This window comes from Pseudomonas sp. JQ170C (genome assembly GCF_035581345.1).
Classification (GTDB): domain Bacteria; phylum Pseudomonadota; class Gammaproteobacteria; order Pseudomonadales; family Pseudomonadaceae; genus Aquipseudomonas.
In genome coordinates, this window is the sequence record NZ_CP141608.1 from 940,070 (window position 1) to 957,844 (window position 17,775).

General features: G+C 58.4%; 17 protein-coding genes and 1 pseudogene. 4 read left to right on the forward strand and 14 right to left on the reverse strand.

Annotated features, from left to right (window positions below; genetic code table 11):
• Positions 1 to 71: 71 nt before the first annotated feature.
• Positions 72 to 1,394 carry a Shedu immune nuclease family protein gene (locus U9R80_RS04185; RefSeq protein ID WP_301840781.1) on the reverse strand — a complete coding sequence of 441 codons (1,323 nt, stop codon included), beginning with the start codon at positions 1,392 to 1,394 and terminating at the stop codon, positions 72 to 74.
• Positions 1,395 to 1,772: 378 nt separating this feature from the next.
• On the opposite strand from U9R80_RS04185, the pseudogene U9R80_RS04190 reads away from it, so the two are divergent.
• Positions 1,773 to 2,116, forward strand: a pseudogene (locus U9R80_RS04190) (pyridine nucleotide-disulfide oxidoreductase); the annotation flags it as partial.
• 24 nt (positions 2,117 to 2,140) lie between these two features.
• Here U9R80_RS04190 and arsJ read toward each other — a convergent pair.
• From arsJ to U9R80_RS04230, 8 genes are read right to left on the reverse strand one after another with little or no spacing between them, the layout of a single operon-like run.
• Positions 2,141 to 3,373 (reverse strand): organoarsenical effux MFS transporter ArsJ, encoded by a 1,233-nt coding sequence (gene arsJ, locus U9R80_RS04195; RefSeq protein ID WP_280042769.1) that lies wholly within the window; start codon positions 3,371 to 3,373, stop codon positions 2,141 to 2,143.
• A 9-nt stretch (positions 3,374 to 3,382) separates the two neighbouring features.
• On the reverse strand, positions 3,383 to 4,387 hold the full coding sequence (locus U9R80_RS04200; protein WP_280042767.1) for an ArsJ-associated glyceraldehyde-3-phosphate dehydrogenase: 1,005 nt from the start codon (positions 4,385 to 4,387) through the stop codon (positions 3,383 to 3,385).
• Between the two features lie 32 nt (positions 4,388 to 4,419).
• A complete protein-coding gene (locus U9R80_RS04205; protein ID WP_191832395.1) occupies positions 4,420 to 4,923 on the reverse strand; it encodes a cyclin-dependent kinase inhibitor 3 family protein in 504 nt (167 codons plus the stop codon).
• 11 nt (positions 4,924 to 4,934) lie between these two features.
• On the reverse strand, positions 4,935 to 5,651 hold the full coding sequence (arsH, locus tag U9R80_RS04210) for an arsenical resistance protein ArsH (RefSeq protein ID WP_191832394.1): 717 nt from the start codon (positions 5,649 to 5,651) through the stop codon (positions 4,935 to 4,937).
• Between the two features lie 4 nt (positions 5,652 to 5,655).
• The gene (gene arsB, locus U9R80_RS04215; protein WP_191832393.1) at positions 5,656 to 6,717 is read right to left on the reverse strand and encodes an ACR3 family arsenite efflux transporter; all 1,062 of its coding nucleotides are present in this window, start codon (positions 6,715 to 6,717) and stop codon (positions 5,656 to 5,658) included.
• 18 nt (positions 6,718 to 6,735) lie between these two features.
• On the reverse strand, positions 6,736 to 7,206 hold the full coding sequence (locus U9R80_RS04220; protein WP_191832392.1) for an arsenate reductase ArsC: 471 nt from the start codon (positions 7,204 to 7,206) through the stop codon (positions 6,736 to 6,738).
• Positions 7,207 to 7,225: 19 nt separating this feature from the next.
• Positions 7,226 to 7,582, reverse strand: coding sequence for a metalloregulator ArsR/SmtB family transcription factor (locus U9R80_RS04225; protein WP_191832391.1), 357 nt, complete (start codon positions 7,580 to 7,582; stop codon positions 7,226 to 7,228).
• A gap of 8 nt (positions 7,583 to 7,590) precedes the next feature.
• Complete coding sequence (locus U9R80_RS04230) at positions 7,591 to 8,004, reverse strand: arsenate reductase ArsC (protein WP_191832390.1); 414 nt, start codon at positions 8,002 to 8,004, stop codon at positions 7,591 to 7,593.
• 115 nt (positions 8,005 to 8,119) lie between these two features.
• Between U9R80_RS04230 and U9R80_RS04235 the strand changes: the two genes are divergently transcribed.
• Positions 8,120 to 8,458 carry an ArsR/SmtB family transcription factor gene (locus U9R80_RS04235; protein WP_191832403.1) on the forward strand — a complete coding sequence of 113 codons (339 nt, stop codon included), beginning with the start codon at positions 8,120 to 8,122 and terminating at the stop codon, positions 8,456 to 8,458.
• A 41-nt stretch (positions 8,459 to 8,499) separates the two neighbouring features.
• A complete protein-coding gene (locus U9R80_RS04240) occupies positions 8,500 to 9,591 on the forward strand; it encodes an NAD(P)-binding domain-containing protein (RefSeq protein WP_301840776.1) in 1,092 nt (363 codons plus the stop codon).
• A 58-nt stretch (positions 9,592 to 9,649) separates the two neighbouring features.
• On the opposite strand, the gene U9R80_RS04245 is transcribed toward U9R80_RS04240, so the two are convergent.
• Positions 9,650 to 10,639 (reverse strand): arsenic resistance protein, encoded by a 990-nt coding sequence (locus U9R80_RS04245; RefSeq protein WP_301840774.1) that lies wholly within the window; start codon positions 10,637 to 10,639, stop codon positions 9,650 to 9,652.
• Positions 10,640 to 10,764: 125 nt separating this feature from the next.
• Between U9R80_RS04245 and U9R80_RS04250 the strand changes: the two genes are divergently transcribed.
• Positions 10,765 to 11,007, forward strand: a complete 243-nt coding sequence (locus U9R80_RS04250) for a GDCCVxC domain-containing (seleno)protein (RefSeq protein ID WP_191832387.1) — start codon at positions 10,765 to 10,767, stop codon at positions 11,005 to 11,007.
• A 500-nt stretch (positions 11,008 to 11,507) separates the two neighbouring features.
• On the opposite strand, the gene U9R80_RS04255 is transcribed toward U9R80_RS04250, so the two are convergent.
• Genes U9R80_RS04255 through U9R80_RS04270 form a run of 4 tightly spaced genes read right to left on the reverse strand, consistent with a single transcriptional unit; the run spans position 11,508 to position 17,759 of the window.
• The gene (locus U9R80_RS04255) at positions 11,508 to 11,870 is read right to left on the reverse strand and encodes a copper-binding protein (RefSeq protein ID WP_191832386.1); all 363 of its coding nucleotides are present in this window, start codon (positions 11,868 to 11,870) and stop codon (positions 11,508 to 11,510) included.
• Positions 11,867 to 15,025: an efflux RND transporter permease subunit gene (locus U9R80_RS04260; protein WP_191832385.1), complete on the reverse strand. Its 3,159-nt coding sequence runs from the start codon at positions 15,023 to 15,025 to the stop codon at positions 11,867 to 11,869. The genes U9R80_RS04255 and U9R80_RS04260 overlap by 4 nt, the downstream gene beginning before the upstream one ends.
• Positions 15,022 to 16,506 carry an efflux RND transporter periplasmic adaptor subunit gene (locus U9R80_RS04265; protein ID WP_301840770.1) on the reverse strand — a complete coding sequence of 495 codons (1,485 nt, stop codon included), beginning with the start codon at positions 16,504 to 16,506 and terminating at the stop codon, positions 15,022 to 15,024. Before U9R80_RS04265 ends, U9R80_RS04260 begins: the two co-directional genes overlap by 4 nt.
• Positions 16,503 to 17,759, reverse strand: a complete 1,257-nt coding sequence (locus U9R80_RS04270) for a TolC family protein (RefSeq protein ID WP_301840768.1) — start codon at positions 17,757 to 17,759, stop codon at positions 16,503 to 16,505. The genes U9R80_RS04265 and U9R80_RS04270 overlap by 4 nt, the downstream gene beginning before the upstream one ends.
• Between the last annotated feature and the right edge of the window lie 16 nt (positions 17,760 to 17,775).

A 17,775-nucleotide genomic window follows, 5' to 3' on the forward strand; every position in this document is an offset into this window, starting at 1 on the left:
GCTAGCTAACCTATGACCCGATTGCTAGTTCATTTTGACGGTCCGCGACGCTTGGATTACCGCCCATCACTTCAACTCTGCTTGCCGGTGTCTCCTTCATTGTGAGTCTTGTCATGGCTGAGGTGTTGGAGCAGCAACCTCAGCTTGTCCAGAAGTTCATCGAAGGTGACGACTTCCACATCCTTGCAAGCGTGTCGAAAGATATCGAAGCAGCGCCGCGGTTCGGGTTCAGTCGGCGTGGTGCCGCAGATGACTATGCATTTGATCGTATCTGGTTGGGAGCCCTGCAAACTGCTTTGGTGAAACAGCCAATTACTGCGCAACGCGGTTTGCTGGTAGAGAACCTGTGTAACCGCGCCGCTGAGTTCCGCATGCGGTCCGAACACTTTGTCGTTGCGATAAGCACTTGATTGCATGAGGGGGCTGGACGGTTTTTTGATCTCAACAATCGCCAGCGGCTGCCCTAGCTCTCGAAAAAGAAAGTCCCCGATTTGAGCACCGGAGCCATCGATACCGGACATTTGCGCATGGAACTGAGTGTGAAGCAGCTTTACCGGTCGGGCGAACAGCAGTGACAAGATGAACGTGTTGTCTTCAAAAAAACGCTGCCAATGAGCTTCGGTGAGCTGTTGCTGAAGCTTCTTCTCGAAGAGCTCGATCATGTTAGCGAGCGTCACTCGCTCAATTTCAGCGTGTAGATTGAGTAGCTCATGCGGGGCGTCTTTGGCAATCTGTCTGGCATTCTGCCTAACGGTTCTCACCGATGCCTGTCGTTGCTGTTTCTCCATGGCTGGAGAGGGCTTGGTGCTGGCCATTCGGTACTCGACCATTTCACCGGTGCTAGTCACTTGGACCAAGGCAGGGAATTGCGAGGGTGCTAGTTTTGCCAGCAGCGCGTTGCGAACATGCCACTGCTTGGCTACGCGGATGCGTTCCTTCAGTCTGCGATTGGCCTTATCGAACGTGCGCCTCAAGTCATCCAACTGCCGCTCTGGAATGCGCGCGCAATTGCGATCAATCTTTATCTGATCGTCGTGGGTCACTACCAAGGTATTTAGGTCGGGCACACGCATCAGGCCAGCACATATGGGTTCCAGATCTTTGATCAAGCCAAGACCAAAGTTACTGCTATTCCATATCCGCGACGTTAAGTACATGTCGATCAGCGTGAGAGCTGCATCCGAAGACTCAGGTAAACCCTGGACATATTTCATTTCATAAACAATGGTCTTGATTCGGCCGTGTCTACAAGTGAGGTAGCGTTGTGCATGCGGATTGGTGAATACCGGATAAGTGACGATACGGTCTGGGAAAATGCGGGCAAGGCGGTGCCAGCGATTCTCAGGGTACGGGTACCAAGCGTCCGGCTCTTCTAGATTGAAGAAGGTTTCCATGTAGAGGTCTCTACTTAGTTCTTCATTTGGCAGGCTAGGAACAAGGCGGAAACTTGGATTGAAAACTGATTCTGCGTCATACATAACGCCCACTTCTCCTTGGCACGCCACAGCAGCACGAGGCTGCTTTGAGATGGGGAAGTATACTGCTATGCGTTAGCGAAAGAGAGAAGTCGCCGCACACCCACATTTCTAGGCAGTAGCTCCGAAATGGCGGTTAATGCCGTTCTCCCGAGAGAACCGCGGATGCCTCATTGCCGTCCCGAGAACGTACTCGCACAGTATTTGCCACCCTTGAGTTTTAAATCGAGCTCTCGAAAATGGGGCACTACCCGACCAGGTGCGCCGCAATGCTAAATTCTTGCTGCGGCACTTTCCGTGGTCGAGGCACGTGAACGGGGCGTATTGCACGTTGTATGCCCCTTCGTGCGCTTCACACCTCATGGTGTGGTCTGGGCCGATGGTTCGGAGACGGCAGTCGATGCAGTGATCTGGTGCACCGGATTCAAACCGGCTTAAGGGCATCTAGCCAGCCTTGGGGTGGTTACCGAGGAAGGGCGAGTGGCGGTCGAGGGACTCGTGCTGTGAGCGAACCCAGGCGTTGGCTGGTGGCCTATGGCGAGTGGACGGGATCGACGTCAGCGACTTTGATCGGGGTTACCCGTACAGCCCGCAGCACTGTCGCTGAAATCGAGCAGTTACTGGTAAAGGCGGAGGCATGAGAGCCCCTGCCTGATGGTCGCTGTTCAGCTTGGCTGCTGTGGAGTCTCGTCGTGCCTGGGCAAGGCGATTGAGATGAGAGCGGCAGCCAGTACAAAACCGCTCGATACCCACAAGCAAGCCTCCAGGCCATAAGTTTGGAACACCCAGCCGGAAAGCAGGGTGCCGAGCAGTCGTCCCAGAGCGTTGGACATGTAGTAGAAGCCCACGTCCAGTGAGACCCCGTCTTCCTTGGCATAGCTAACGATCAGGTAGCTGTGCAGCGATGAATTCACGGCAAACAGCACGCCGAACAGCATCAGCCCACCAAGCAATACCACCTGACCCGACCAGCCTGCGCTCAGCCCCAGAGCAATGAGTGCGGGCAGTCCGGCCAGCGCGATAGCCCAGGTGAAGGCTACTCGGCCGTCTGGCACATGGCCACGCTGCTTGCCGGTGATGCTGGGGGCAAAAGACTGCACGATGCCGTAGCCGATGATCCAGGCGGCAAGAAAGCCGCCGACCAACCAGAAGTCCCAACCAAATGTGGTGCTCAGGTAGACCGGCAGCGCTACGACGAACCAGACGTCGCGAGCGCCAAAGAGAAACAATCGTGCGGCCGAGAGGATGTTGATCGCCCGGCTTTTGGACAGCATGTCGCGGAATTTTGGTTTGGCCTTGGCCTTGCCCAGGTCTTTTTTCAGCAGCAGCAAGCTGCCTATCCAGATCAATGCCAGCACCGCCGCCATGGCCAGCACCGCCATGGAGAAGCCGAGCAGCGCGAGCAGTGCACCGCCGAGGAAGAAGCCCACGCCTTTGAGCGCGTTTTTCGAGCCGGTGAGGATGGCTACCCACTTGTAGAGGGTGCCTTGCTGGCTATCTGGCACCAAGAGCTTGATAGAGCTCTTGGCACTCATCTTGTTGAGGTCCTTGGCGATGCCGGACAAGGCTTGGGCTGCCATCACCCAAGGCAGCGTCAGCCAGGCCGCCGGAACCGTGAGCATCAGCAAGGCCAGCACCTGCATGCCCAGGCCAATGTTCATGGTGCGATTGAGCCCCAGGCGAGCGCCGAGGTAGCCGCCCACCAGGTTGGTGATCACGCCGAAAATTTCGTAGAACAGGAACAGCGCGGCGATCTGCAGCGGCGTGTAGCCCAGCGTATGGAAGTGCAAAACCACCAACATGCGCAACGCGCCGTCGGTGAGGGTGAAGGCCCAGTAGTTGCCGGTAACCAGCAGGTACTGGCGCACTTGTGTGGACAGGGCTGACAACGCCTTCATGATCGCCGTTTACTCCGCCGCGCCGACCAGTCGGGCCAGCTCCGCTGCACGATTGGCGTAGCCCCACTCGTTGTCGTACCAGGCGTAGATTTTTACCTGGGTACCATTGACCACCAGGGTCGACAGCGCATCGATGATCGAAGACCGCGGATCGGTGCGGTAGTCGATGGACACCAGTGGGCGTTCTTCGTAACCCAAGATGTCCTTCAACGGGCCTTCGGCAGCCGCCTTCAGCAGCAAGTTGACCTCTTCAGCCGTAGTTTCACGCGCCACTTCGAACACGCAGTCGGTCAGCGAGGCGTTGGCCAGCGGTACGCGCACGGCGTGACCATTCAGCTTGCCGCGCAGTTCGGGGAAAATCTCGGCGATCGCTGTGGCCGAACCGGTGGTGGTCGGGATCAGGCTCATGCCTGAGGCACGGGCGCGGCGCAGGTCCTTGTGCGGGGTATCGAGGATGCTCTGGGTATTGGTCAGGTCGTGGATGGTGGTGATCGAGCCGTGGCGGATGCCCAGGTTCTCGTGAATCACTTTGACCACCGGAGCCAGGCAGTTGGTGGTGCAGGAAGCGGCGGTGACAATGCGGTGCTGGGCCGGGTCGAACAGGTGCTGGTTTACGCCCATCACCACGTTCAGCGCGCCTTTTTCCTTCACCGGGGCACAGACCACCACGCGTTTGACGCCCTGATCCAGGTAGGCCTGGAGCACGGCTACCGACTTCATCTTGCCGCTGGCCTCGATGACCAGGTCGCAGCCCGACCAGTCGGTGTCGGCGATGGTCTTGTTCGCTGTGACCTTGATGCGTTTGCCATCGATCACCACCGAGTCGCCTTCTGCACCTGCTTCGCGTTGCCAGCGTCCGTGGATCGAGTCGAAGTTGATCAGGTGGGCGTGGGTCTCAGCGTCCCCGGCCGCGTCATTGATCTGTACGAATTCGAATTCCGGCCAGTCCCAGGACGCGCGCAGCGCCAAGCGACCGATACGTCCAAACCCATTGATGCCTACTTTGATTGCCATTTTCTTGTTCTCGAGTCGCGGTTCGCGAGCGGTCAGAGGGTATTGGTGAACTGATTGATGTAGTTGACGTGTGCAGGGTTTTGAATCGCTCGCGGGCGCAGGGCCTGAACCTGAGCGATGGCCTCGTGCACAGGGATACCGCACTCGATCATCAGGCGGGCTGCGAACAAGCCGGTACGACCCGAGCCACCCTTGCAGTGAATAGCGATCGATTTGCCAGCCATCACCAGCTCTTTTAGGCGCTCCCGATGGGTTTCCCAGGCGACAGCAAAGGGCTCACCGGGAGCCTGATCATCCTCCACCGGCAGGTGGAACCATTCGAGGCCCAACAGCTGGCATTCCTCAGGCAGTAGATCGACCTCGTTCTGCAGCAACTCTTCATCCGGCATCAGGGTTACCAGTGCGCTCGCGCCGGCATCGCGCAGTGTTGCCAGAGCCTGGGAGACCGACGTGTCCTTGGTACCAGGGCACGGGGTGAAGATTAGTTGGCCGATCAACTGTGGAGTAGTCAGCACGGAATACGGGTGCAGTTGCATGCTCAAAAGCCTCAGATGGAGCGTTGATTGACGCGTTTCGACAGTTCTTCAGCGGACTCTTTACGTTCGGAATAGCGATCAACCATGTAGTCGGCACGATCACGCAGAAGCAGGGTGAACTTCACCAGCTCCTCCATCACGTCGACGACGCGGTCATAGTACGCAGAAGGCTTCATGCGGCCCGCTTCGTCGAACTCCAGATAGGCCTTCGGCACTGACGACTGGTTAGGGATAGTGAACATGCGCATCCAGCGGCCGAGCACGCGCAGCTGGTTGACCACGTTGAACGACTGCGAGCCACCGCAGACCTGCATCACCGCGAGGGTTTTGCCCTGCGTCGGCCGCACGGCACCCATGCTCAGCGGAATCCAGTCGATCTGCGACTTGAACACGCCGGTCATCGCACCGTGGCGTTCTGGCGAACACCAGACCATGCCTTCCGACCAGAGCACCAGGTCGCGCAGCTCTTTGACCATGGGGTGGTCGTCGGGTACGTCATCCGGCAGCGGCAGGCCGGACGGATTGAAGATCCGCGTCTCGGCGCCGAAGTGCTCCAGCAGGCGAGCCGCTTCCTCAGTCAGAAGGCGGCTGAAAGAGCGTTCGCGGGTCGATCCATACAACAGCAGGATGCGCGGTTTGTGAGTGGACTGCTGCTCGATCGCCAGCTTTTCGGAGGACGGCAGATCGATCAGTTCACTGTCGATGTTGGGGATATGGTGTTCGGTCATGATTTCACTCCTGGGACAAGGCACCAGATGGCTGATCGAACCAGCGACGCTTGAGCCACAAGGCAACGCCAACTAGAGAGATCAGTACCGGTACTTCCACCAAAGGCCCGATGACGGTGGCAAAGGCTACCGGCGAGGCAAGGCCGAAAGTGGCAATGGCCACGGCAATGGCCAGTTCGAAGTTGTTACTGGCAGCGGTAAATGCCAGCGCAGTGGTGCGTGGGTAGTCGGCTTCCAGCAGCTTGCCCATCCAGAAGCTGATGAAGAACATCACCACGAAGTAGATGGTCAGTGGGATGGCGATGCGCAGCACATCCAGAGGCAGTTGCAGCACCATGTCGCCTTTCAGGCTGAACATGGCGACGATGGTCAGCAGCAACGCTACGAGCGTCAGCGGGCTGATCTTCGGAATGAAGCGCTCCTCGTACCACGCGGAGCCCTTACGGCTGATCAGGATCTTGCGGGTCAGGAAGCCAGCCAGGAATGGGATACCCAGATAGATCAGTACCGATTGGGCAATTTCGAGGAAGCTGGTTTCGATGACGCTACCTTCCAGGCCGAACAGCGGCGGCAGAAGGCCCAGGAAGATCCAGGCATACACGCTGAAGAACAGGATCTGGAAAATGCTGTTGAAGGCGACCAAGCCAGCAACGTACTGGTTGTTGCCGCCCGCGATCTGGTTCCACACCAGCACCATGGCGATGCAGCGTGCCAAGCCGATGAGGATCAGGCCGGTCATGTACTCGGGCTTGTCGGAGAGGAATACGACAGCCAGCCCGAACATCAGCACCGGGCCAATCACCCAGTTCTGAATCAGCGACAAGGCGAGGATGCGCTTGTCTTTGAAGACCTGTGGCAGCTCCTCGTATTTCACCTTCGCCAATGGCGGGTACATCATGACGATCAGGCCAATGGCAATGGGGATGTTTGTCGAGCCAACCGACAGGCTGTTCAGCCATGCAGGCAGTCCCTGGAAGAGACTGCCGAGGCCAATGCCAAGGCCCATGGCCAAAAAGATCCAGACCGTTAGGTAGCGATCGAGGAATGAAAGGCGGCTCTTGCTCATGGTGAATCTCCCTTAACGTCAGAGCGTTCCGATGCGCGCCAGCTCGGCCTTGAGCTGGGCGGCATCCAGTTGTTCGAAAGGCAATGCGAGAAATGCCGTAATGCGGCGCTTGATGTGTTCAAGCGTGGCGTCGAAAGCCTCGTCCAGTTCGGCGGCACTACCTTGCAGGTCCGACGGATCGGAAAGCCCCCAATGAGCTTTTACTGCCGGCCCGAAGAACACGGGGCATGCTTCGCCAGCGGCCTTGTCGCAGACGGTGATGACAAAATCCGGGGCTAACTCGGCGTGTGAATCACTGGACTTGCTGCTGAGACCATCGGTGGAAATACCGGCGCGCTGCAACGCGGCGATGGACAACGGATGTACCTCGCCCTTGGGCTGGCTGCCGGCGCTGAAGGCCTTCATACCGGTCGGGGCCAGGTGGTTGAACATGGCTTCGGACAGGATGCTGCGGCAGCTATTGGCGGTGCAGAGGAACAGAGCTTTCATCGGCTTTTCTCGGCAGTGATCAGCAGCAGGAGGCCACGCGCTGTGGGCGGCCACCCATGGTGTCCAGTCGTTTGGAGCTGGTACTCAGCCATTCGTGATTGGCCTCCAGCGTCGTTGCCAAGACCTCGCGTACCCAGGCGGGCAGTTCGGGATGTAGCCGGTAGTAAACCCATTGACCCTGCCGGCGGTCTTCCAGCAGGTCACACGTACGCAATTGCGCTAGGTGGCGGGAAACCTTGGGCTGGCTTTCTTCCAGCGCACAGGTCAGTTCACAGACGCAGAGCTCTTCCTCGCGAGCGATCAGCAACATCATCCGAATGCGTGTCTCGTCGGCGAGGCATTTGAAAACCTTGGTAGGGGTCAGCGAGTCAGTCATAGCGGTTCTCAGTGTTTGGTTTTCACGAGGACGAACATCTTGATGCGTTCATGAATCTCGTGAAGCGTGTGGCGGAAGGCGTCGTGTTTGTCGCTGGTGACAGGGTCTTCGAAGCTCCATACCAGCTGCTCGCCAAAAGCCGGAAGCGCTTGGCATTCCTGGGCGGCCTTGTCACAGAGGGTAATGACGTAGTCGAAGTGTTCACTGGCGAACTCGTCGATGGATTTGCTACGCAGGGCGCTGGAGTCGATGGCGAGGTGCTCAAGGGCGGCATAGGTTCGCGGGTCGACTACGCCAGGCTGAGTGCCTGCGCTGAAAGCTTCGAAGCGCACAGGGTCTGTGTGCCGGAGCAATGCTTCGGCGAGCTGGGAGCGAGCAGCGTTGGCGGTGCAAACAAACAGGACGCGGATCTTGCCAGTCATCACTAGATGCTCTGCTAATATATGGTTTTTCAAATATACGCTTTTCCAAATGTATCGCAAGCTTGTGATGATGGGTGGCTTTACATGTGCGTCTTCATGCACATATATTGCTCTCATGACGACTACTGACAATCTCCGCGCCCAAGCCATCGATGCTGCCATTGAGTCGCTGGATGAAGCCTTCTTCAAAGCTCTCTGCGAACCCTCTAGGGTCGCGGTGTTCAAGCGCGTGCTTCAGTTAGGGAGGGCGGATGTCGGCGAAATAGCCAAAGCTTTGCCGCAGGAGCGCTCTGTGATCTCAAGGCACTTACAGGTGCTGCACGACGCTCACATCGTGAAAGCCACCAAAGTGGGCAGACAGGTTTTCTATGAAGTGAATGGCGGGGCGATCGTCGAGCGTTTGGAGGGCCTCCTCCAGCGAACCAAGGGTCTGGTTTCGCTGTGCTGCCCGTAGCGTGGCTTTTTTTCTCTTGATATATGCATGAGTGTGCACATATGAATGAATTGAGTCGTACTTTGGATGTGGTTGTCATTGGGGGAGGCCAAGCAGGTTTGGCGCTTGGTTGGCACTTGCAGCATCACGGCTTGGATTTTCTCATCATTGATGAGCAGATACGCCCAGGCGGAAACTGGCGTAACTACTACGACAGCCTGCAGCTGTTCTCACCGGCTGAACACTCAGCGCTGCCGGGGCTGCCGTTTCCTGGTGACCCCAAGAGCTATCCGCTACGGGACGAGGTGGTGAAGTACTTGGAGGCCTACGCTGCCGAGTTTCGACTGCCTTTTCAGGGCGGCATCCGAGTGGTGGGCGTAGCGCAGAAGGAAAAGGTGTTTGAGGTTCGCTGCGACACCGGAGCGATCCTCACCGCACGTTCTGTGGTCGTAGCATCGGGAGGATTTAGCCGGCCGTTCACGCCCAGCGTTCCTGGGTTGGAGGGCTTCTCAGGGACATGTCTGCATATCTCAGCATATCGAACGCCAGAGCCCTTTACTGGCCAGCGCGTCGTAGTGGTTGGAGCCGCGAACTCAGCTGTCCAGATCGCTTATGAGCTTGCAGGCGTCGCCGAGGTAGTGCTGGCAACCCGCGAGAAAATCCGTTTCTTCCCGCAGCGAATCCTCGGGCTCGATTTTCATGCTTGGCTGAAATTCACCAGGCTGGAGCAAACACGATGGTTGAGTGACCAGAGCACTCCCGTGCTCGACACTGGCAAGTACCGGAAGGCCCTCAACGCCGGTCGATTCCGGCGTAGGGCAATGTTCCAGCAAGTGCTATCCGATGCTGTTGTCTGGCCGGACAGAAGCACGACCCAAGTCGATGCGCTGATCTTTGCGACGGGCTTCCAGCCAAACCTTGATTTCCTGTCAGGCCTCCCGGTCGCAGACCGGAGTGGACGTGTGCTGCAACACAACGGTGTAGCCAGCAAGGTGCCTGGCTTGTACTTCGTAGGCTTGCCGAAGCAACGTAACTTCGCCTCGGCAACACTCAGGGGCGTGGGTGCTGACGCCAGTTACCTAATGCCTCGACTGCTTCATCATCTGGGCAAGGATTACCCGTCTCAGCTATCAGCTTCACCCCGCCAAGCCTGATCTTTGGCGGGACAACGGATCGAAACTGGAAGTTGCAGACGCCTGTTTCGTGACGCAGTCAGCGACTGAGCGACGCTGTGGTCGTCGATCGATCCCGGCAAAGGAGCGATGGAATCGCTCGAACATAGATCAACTCGAAAACCAGCTCAACGAGGGTCTGGGTGATGACTGCGGCGGCAGCGAGTCCGCGCAGTTCTTCGGGCAAGGCCAGGGCGAGCGGCAGGACCACCAGCGAATTGCGCGTCGAGGTACTGAATGTCACCGCCCTGGCCGCTCCGACGGGCAGTTTAAACATCTTCGCGACCAAGGCGCCGATCATCGGGGCCAGGAAAGCGAAGGCGATATATACAGGCAGCACCGGTGCGAGCTTTTCGATCTGGTTCACCACAGGGGCGATCTGGGAGCCGACTACAGCGATCAGTACTGCCGCCATCGCCGGTACCGGCAACCAGGCCCAGGCATCGGCCCAGACTTTTACTACTGTGGAGCGTTTGACCAGGGCCTCGGTCAACAGGGCCAGGATCAGGGGACCCACGATCAGCGCCAAGAAGGCTTCGAGGAATGGGCCGACCTGCATCTCAACCCCGGAGTTACCGCTAAGCATAAGACTGAGGTAGAGCGGCAGCAACGCGAGCTGGAGTAGCAGCAGGATGGGGGTAGCTGAAAGAATCAAGCGTGAGTCGCCCCGGCCAATGTGGGTGAACACCACCACATAGTCGATGCAGGGCGTCAGCAGGACAAGTAGCGCACCAATCAGAATGGCTGGCTGGCCTTCCAGAAAGCGGGTCAGCCCCCAGACCAGCAGCGGGATCAGGATGAAGTTGGTGACCATGAGCGCTGCCATAAAGGGCTTGTTGCGCAGTCCTTCTCGCAGATTCAGGAAGGGAATCTGCAGGAACATCGCGTACATCAGTATGGCGATGCTAGGGGTAGTCAAGGCCGACAACCCCTGTGCAGAGGATGGAGCCAGAAGCCCACCGAGTGCGGCGACTATCACCGCGACGAAGTAGATAGGTATCTGGTTTTGCTCAAGGGTATCTCTGTTCATGGGGCTCTCAAGTTTAAGACGTCGCATACTGATCCACATAATGGCGCTTCGAGCATCCTCTACTCGCGCCATCGGTCCGGCTCCAGTATTTTACAGGGCAGGCACCGTACATAAGTGGGGCAGCTATGAGCGCCATCATCCTTGAATCCGTGTTGACCTGCCCGCATTGCGGCTTCGCCAAGCAGGAGGTCATGCCCACGGACGCCTGCCAGTTCTTCTACGAGTGTGACAGCTGCAAGACCCTGCTACGCCCGAATCCTGGTGACTGTTGTGTGTTCTGTTCGTTTGGCTCGGTGAAGTGCCCACCGATCCAGGAGCAGCGCGGTTGCTGTGGTTTAGACGCACCTAAAGTGCCCCGCCAGATCTGATCTCTGGCAGGGCGATGGACCGAGACTGTTCACCGAGTCCCTAACTCGTCGAGACCATGCGGGCGAACGGTGCCGAAGCTGTATTCGTTTGGATCGATCAATGGAGCCAACTGAGCAGGGCTTTGAGTGGTTTGGTCAATTGCCAGCCGCAGCTCACTTAGGGGCTGCAGATTGGGATGTAAACCCGTGGCCACGATGATCTCATCCGCCTCAGGCAGCGGCCGGCCATTGCTGCGCACAACGACTCCCTCGCCAGTCGCGTCGATTTGGCTACGTCACCACAAACGGGTGACACAGGGTACTTGTTGGAAAAGGGCGCCTACTTCAGGCGCATGAAACCATCCTTCAAACCCAAGGAGTCAATCAAGAGGATGGTGGAGCAATCAACTCTTCACTATCCCGTGGGGCTGCCGACCTTTCGCTGACCTGTACGCCCAAGAATGGTGGATGGCAGGTTCGATAACTGCTTGTGAAGGTCGAATCAGCCATCCATGCCATTGTTATTTCAGGGGCTTGATCGACACTATGGTGGCTGCCATACCCTCGGCACGAAACTCAAACGCTACTTGATCCCCAGCTTTCAGGCCTGCCAGTTGCTCGGTTGTTGCATTGAATGCCATGGTCATGGCGGGCCACTGCAGGGCCGGCACGGCGCCATGCGCAATCGTCACTGTGTGCTTCGTAGTATCGATAGCCTTGATCGTTCCCTCCGCTTTGGCCACTGGAGCCTGTTTGGTCTCTTGCTTCATCTGCATGCCCTCCATGGGCATAGCCTCCTTCTTCATTCCCGGCATGTCCTCCGCCTGTGCGGAAAGAGACAGTGCGACAACGGTGCTTGCAACGGCAATCAGGGTCAGTTTCATACGGCTTTACCTTGAGGGTTGGTGGATACAACGGGGAGGTGCCGACGGCGCATCAAGCGATAGGCCGCCGGAATGACAAAGAGAGAAAGCAAGGGAGCCGTGACCATGCCACCGACCATCGGTGCAGCGATGCGACTCATCACTTCACTACCGGTCCCGCTGCCCCAGAGTATCGGCAATAGGCCGGCGATAATGACGGCGACGGTCATGGCCTTGGGTCGAACACGCAGCACCGCACCTTCGCGAATCGCCTCGACCAGCCCACGCTCTGTGTTGTCACCGAGGTCTTCACGTTCGGCCCAGGCCTTCTTCAGGTACAGCAGCATGATCACTCCAAATTCGGCAGACACACCGGCCAGGGCGATAAAGCCAACGCCGGTGGCCACCGACAAATTGAAGCCCAGCAGATAGAGGAACCATGCTCCGCCGGTCAGAGCGAATGGCAGCGTGGCCATGATCAACAAGGCCTCGTCGAGGCGAGCAAAGGTCAGATAGAGCAGGACGAAAATGATAAGCAGAGTGGCCGGCACTACCAGCTTGAGTCGGGCATTGGCCCTTTCGAGAAACTCGAACTGCCCCGAGTAGCTCAAGCTCATCCCTGGCTGCAACTTGACCTGCTCACTGACGACACGGCGCAAGTCGGCGACCACCGAGGCAATATCCCGCCCCCGCACGTCGATATACACCCATCCGGAAGGCCTTGCATTCTCGCTCTTGAGCATCGGCGGACCGTCGCTGACCTTGATCCTAGCCACCGTGCCAAGGGTGATTTGGTTTCCTAGTGGGGTGTAGATCGGCAGTTGCTCCAGGGCGCCGAGCGAATCACGCCACTCGCGCGGATATCGCACATTGATTGGGAAGCGTGCCAGTCCCTCAATGGTCTCCCCGATGTTTTCACCGCCGATTGCGCCGGCGACGATTGACTGCACATCGGCGATGTTCAGCCCATAGCGGGCAGCGGCTTTGCGGTCGATATCCACGTCGATGTAACGGCCACCGGTTAGGCGCTCAGCCAGCGCAGAACTGACCCCAGGTACGTCCTTGGCCACGCGCTCAACCGCCTGAGTGGCTGCATCAATCTCTGTCAGGTTGCTACCGGCAATTTTCACCCCGATCGGGCTCTTGATCCCAGTGGCGAGCATATCGATGCGATTGCGAATCGGCGGGATCCAGATATTGGTTAATCCCGGCACACGGACCACCCGATCCAGTTCCTCCACCAACTTTTCCTGGGTCAGGCCGGGTCGCCATTGCTCACGCGGCTTGAACTGAATGGTGGTTTCGAACATCTCCAGTGGCGCCGGGTCGGTAGCGGTTTCGGCGCGGCCTGCTTTACCGAAGACGTGTTCGACTTCGGGCACCGTCTTGATCAGACGGTCAGTCTGCTGCAGCAATTGCGCCGCTTTCTGCGCCGACAACCCTGGCAGCGCCGAAGGCATGTAGAGCAGATCGCCCTCGTCCAGTGGAGGAAGGAACTCACCCCCCAACCGGGACATCGGCCATAGTGTGCTGAGAAACACCAGCAGGGCGACCAGCATAGTGGCTTTGGGCCGACGCAGCACTGCGTCCAAGGCGGGTTGATAGAGCCTGATCAACCAGCGATTCAGCGGGTTCTGTTCCTCATTGGGAATTCGTCCGCGAATCCAGTAGCCCATCAGCACCGGCACTAGTGTCACCGATAATCCGGCTGCCGCCGCCATGGCGTAGGTTTTGGTGAACGCCAGGGGCCCGAACAGCCGCCCCTCCTGTGCTTCCAGAGTGAACACTGGGATGAACGACAAAGTGATGATCAACAGGCAGAAAAACAGCGCTGGCCCTACCTCGGTCGCAGCTTCAGTCATTACAAGCCAATGATGTTCACCCTTGAGCTCTTGCCCGGGATGGGCCGCGTGCCATGCCTCGATCTTCTTGTGAGCATTCTCGATCATCACCACTGCGGCGTCGACCATGGCACCGATGGCGATGGCGATCCCGCCCAGGGACATGATGTTGGCGTTAATTCCCTGGTAGCGCATGACAATGAAGGCCATCAATACCCCGACCGGCAGCGAGATAATGGCCACCAGGGATGAGCGCAGATGCCACAGAAATATCCCGCAGACCAAGGCGACGACGATGAACTCTTCGAGCAACTTGTGGCTGAGGTTTTTCACGGCGCGGTCGATCAGCTTACTGCGATCGTAGGTAGTGACGATTTCCACCCCGGTCGGTAGGCTTTTCTTCAATTCGTCGAGCTTGGCTTTGACTGCTGCGATGGTCTCGCGAGCGTTCTTGCCGCTGCGCAGAATCACCACGCCGCCGACGGTCTCGCCTTCGCCGTCGAGTTCAGTGATACCGCGACGCATCTCTGGACCCAACTGGATCGTTGCGACTTCGCCGAGAGTTACTGGTACGCCACCGGCACCTAGCTTGAGTGGAATTGCTCGAAAGTCATTCAATGTCTTCAGGTAGCCTGACGCACGAACCATAAACTCGGTTTCCGCCATCTCCAACACGGCGCCGCCGGTTTCCTGGTTGGCCTTGCCAATCGCCTCGGTGACCTGCGCCTGGGTGATGCCGAGGCTGGCCAGTTTGAGCGGATCGAGCTGCACTTGGTACTGCTTGACCATGCCGCCCACGGTGGCCACTTCCGCCACATTGGGCAGGGTCTTCAGTTCAAATTTGAGAAACCAGTCTTGAAGTGCACGGAGTTGCGCTAGGTCGTGTCCACCGGTGCGATCCACCAGGGCGTACTGATAGATCCAGCCCACCCCAGTGGCATCTGGCCCCAATGCCGGCTTGGCACTGGCGGGCAGGCGACTTTGTATCTGGCTTAGGTACTCCAGCACCCGGGAGCGAGCCCAATACATATCGGTACCGTCTTCAAACAGCACGTACACAAAGCTGTCGCCGAAAAAGGAATAACCGCGCACGGTTTTCGCCCCTGGCACCGAGAGCATGGTGGTGGCCAACGGGTAGGTCACCTGGTTCTCGACGATCTGCGGTGCCTGGCCCGGATACGGGGTGCGAATGATCACCTGCACATCGGACAGATCTGGCAGCGCATCGATGGGCGTGCTCTGCACCGACCAGACGCCCCAGGCCGTGACAAACAGCGTGGCCAATAGCACCAGGAAGCGGTTAGCCACTGACCAGCGGATAAGAGCCGCAATCATGGCTGATCCCCTAGTTTTTCCAGGCGCTCAACGCGCAAACCATCATCGGTTTGACTGACGGATACACGAACCTTGTCGCCCGACTTGAGCCCCTGCATGAGCGCAGGGGTTGCTAACGGAAAGGTCATGGTCATGCCTGGCATACCCAATGTTTTGAACGGACCGTGGGCAAGCGTGACATCTTGGCTATTGATCTGCAGGACTTGCCCCTCTGACTCATGAAGGGCGGAGGCGGCAGTGGGTGGTGCTGGTACTTCCAGCGTGGTTGCGACAATGCCCTTGAGGCTGGCTTCGGAGTCGAGCAAGAACTGTCCGGAGCTGACTACCTGTTCACCTTCCTGCAAGCCTTTCAATATTACCGTCTTGCCGTCGTTTTCCAGTCCGAGTTGCACTTCTACCGGACGGTAGCGACCCGCGTCTTCGGCGAGCATCACCAGCGTGCGCCGGCCAGTACGGATGACTGCCTCGCTCGGCACCCACAACGTACTTTGCTCGGTCGTACGGTTCAGACGCACTTGCGCTGTCATTCCCGGTCTGAGTCGCCCGTCAGCGTTGGGGAGCTCGACTCGCACACGGACAGTGCGGCTGTCCGGATTGGTTTCCGGCAGAATCGCACTGACCGTGCCGTTGAGCACTGTCCCCGGGAAGGCTGGCAGGCGTGCTTCTACCGTCTGTCCGACGATGATTGATCCAGTTTCCGACTCTGGAACGGCCACCGCCAGCCAGACGCTGCTCAAACCATTGACCCGGGCCAGCGTCTCGCCAGCCGCCACGGTCATGCCCGTACGGACATTCAACTCTTGCAGCACACCGCCAATGGGGCTGGTAAGGGTCAAGTTCGGCTGGACCTTGCCGCTGCGCTCTACCTGAGTAATCAGTGCCGCGGGCATTCCCGTGAGGCGGAGTCGTTGGCGGGCCGCTGCCAGCAAGTCGGCATCGCCATTATGTTTAAGTGCGAGGAATTCTTCCTGGGCAGCAGCCCACTCCGGTACCAGGATATCCGCCAATGGTGCATTCACCGTGAGCAGGTCGCCTGGGGCGCGGGCATAGACCCGTTCCACAAAGCCAGCGGTACGTGCCTGAATCACCGCAACTTCCCGCTCGTTGAATGCCAGCACGCCGACAACGTCCAGGCTAGAAGCGAGGACGCCACGGGTGACGTTTGCCAGGCGCATGCCCAGATTCTGAGTCAGGTCGGGGTCGATGCTGATGGCGGCACCGGTGGTTGTGCCATCCGCGTATTGTGGTACCAGCTGCATGTCCATAAAGGGCGATTTGCCCGGTTTATCGAACTTCTGCTGCGGCACCATCGGGTCGTACCAATACAGCACCTTGCGTTCGTCTTGCGTTTTGGGAGCCTGCTGTGTGAGCGCATCAGGCATTGTGTTCATGCGTTGCTGAGCGAACCAGTAGCCGCCACCAAGGCCTATGGCCACCGAGAAGCCTGCCAGCAAACCCCCTTTCCAGATTCGAGTGCTCATCGGCTGGTGTCCCCGTAGTTGAAATACAAGCGAGCATTCGTCAGCGCTCGCTGTTCTTCGACGTCAATTTGTTTAAGGCGAGCCTCGATGAGTTCACGTCGGGCCGCGATAACAGACGCCAGGTCGCCTTTCCCTGCGCGGTAGCTGGCCATGCTCAGTCCAACCTTTTCCTTGGCCAGGGGGACCAGGGTTTCCCGGCTGCGGCTCACGGCACGGTTTAGACGCTCGTAGTCAGCCAAATCAGCTTCCAGTTGCTGGGTATGCTCGCGTGTAAGAGCTTCGCGCTCGGCTTCCAATTGATTCAGCTCGGCGTGTTTGGCGGCGATCCTGGGATTTTGTCGGGAGCCGGGGAACAACGGCAGGTCCCATGAGAGTTGCACGCTGACCATATCGCCAAACTCCCGCCCGCGGCGCTGATAATCGACTTCCCAGCTCCAGTCGGACTGCTTTTCCGCTTCGGCTTCGCGCACTTTGGCTTCAGCCTCGCGGGTCATCGGTGCAAACGCTGCCAGTTCAGGATGATGTTGCAACTTGTGGGAATAGCTCGAGCTATCGACAGGCCATTCCGGCAGACGGCCCACAGGCTGGTCATTGGCGGCGGCGCCAATCCAGCGCTTGAGAGCCGCTCGAGCTTGTGCTCGCTGGCGAATCAGATCGTCCTGTTGCTCTGCCAATTGCGCCGCTTCCTGCCTGGGTGTGATCGCATCGGCAGGCTGGGCTCGGCCACCGGCGATCTGCGCCAGGACGGTATCGCTCAACAGACGATTTTCTTTGTAAAAATCCTGGAACAGCACCTCTTTACGCTCGACTGAATAGCTGCTGATCCAGGCCGATGCCGTGGCCTGCCGGACATTCAATCGCTCGACTTGACCTTCAGCCGCGGCTCGATCAACGGCCGCTTCGGCGACCGCGGTACGCGCCCGGCGCTTGTCGCGGTTGGGCACCTCCTGCATGACCCCAACCATTTGCATGGTCATGAAGTCCTGGTCAAGGCTCCAGCGATCGGGACCGCCAATCGGGTAGTTCTGTACCCCCAGCAGCAACTTGGGATCGGGTAATTCCCCTGCGGGGATTGCGGCACTGCTGGCAGCTTGCAGCTTGGCCGCTTGGGCCGTCAGTGAGGGGGCGTTGTTTTCGGCTAGCCGCAGGGCTTCATCGAGGGTCAGCGGGGCGGCGACGCTCGACAATGCCAGTACGCTTGCCAGCAGACCGGCCACGAGGGACCAACCTGTGCAATAGCACTTAGAGTTCATGTTCACGATTCCTGTG

Excerpts from the sequence above, each read along its gene's own strand:
- U9R80_RS04185 (WP_301840781.1), bottom strand. The coding sequence starts at position 1,394 with ATGGAAACCTTCTTCAATCTAGAAGAGCCGGACGCTTGGTACCCGTAC.
- arsJ (WP_280042769.1), bottom strand. The coding sequence starts at position 3,373 with ATGAAGGCGTTGTCAGCCCTGTCCACACAAGTGCGCCAGTACCTGCTG.
- U9R80_RS04200 (WP_280042767.1), bottom strand. The coding sequence starts at position 4,387 with ATGGCAATCAAAGTAGGCATCAATGGGTTTGGACGTATCGGTCGCTTG.
- U9R80_RS04205 (WP_191832395.1), bottom strand. The coding sequence starts at position 4,923 with ATGCAACTGCACCCGTATTCCGTGCTGACTACTCCACAGTTGATCGGC.
- arsH (WP_191832394.1), bottom strand. The coding sequence starts at position 5,651 with ATGACCGAACACCATATCCCCAACATCGACAGTGAACTGATCGATCTG.
- arsB (WP_191832393.1), bottom strand. The coding sequence starts at position 6,717 with ATGAGCAAGAGCCGCCTTTCATTCCTCGATCGCTACCTAACGGTCTGG.
- U9R80_RS04220 (WP_191832392.1), bottom strand. The coding sequence starts at position 7,206 with ATGAAAGCTCTGTTCCTCTGCACCGCCAATAGCTGCCGCAGCATCCTG.
- U9R80_RS04225 (WP_191832391.1), bottom strand. The coding sequence starts at position 7,582 with ATGACTGACTCGCTGACCCCTACCAAGGTTTTCAAATGCCTCGCCGAC.
- U9R80_RS04230 (WP_191832390.1), bottom strand. The coding sequence starts at position 8,004 with ATGACTGGCAAGATCCGCGTCCTGTTTGTTTGCACCGCCAACGCTGCT.
- U9R80_RS04235 (WP_191832403.1), top strand. The coding sequence starts at position 8,120 with ATGACGACTACTGACAATCTCCGCGCCCAAGCCATCGATGCTGCCATT.
- U9R80_RS04240 (WP_301840776.1), top strand. The coding sequence starts at position 8,500 with ATGAATGAATTGAGTCGTACTTTGGATGTGGTTGTCATTGGGGGAGGC.
- U9R80_RS04245 (WP_301840774.1), bottom strand. The coding sequence starts at position 10,639 with ATGAACAGAGATACCCTTGAGCAAAACCAGATACCTATCTACTTCGTC.
- U9R80_RS04250 (WP_191832387.1), top strand. The coding sequence starts at position 10,765 with ATGAGCGCCATCATCCTTGAATCCGTGTTGACCTGCCCGCATTGCGGC.
- U9R80_RS04255 (WP_191832386.1), bottom strand. The coding sequence starts at position 11,870 with ATGAAACTGACCCTGATTGCCGTTGCAAGCACCGTTGTCGCACTGTCT.
- U9R80_RS04260 (WP_191832385.1), bottom strand. The coding sequence starts at position 15,025 with ATGATTGCGGCTCTTATCCGCTGGTCAGTGGCTAACCGCTTCCTGGTG.
- U9R80_RS04265 (WP_301840770.1), bottom strand. The coding sequence starts at position 16,506 with ATGAGCACTCGAATCTGGAAAGGGGGTTTGCTGGCAGGCTTCTCGGTG.
- U9R80_RS04270 (WP_301840768.1), bottom strand. The coding sequence starts at position 17,759 with ATGAACTCTAAGTGCTATTGCACAGGTTGGTCCCTCGTGGCCGGTCTG.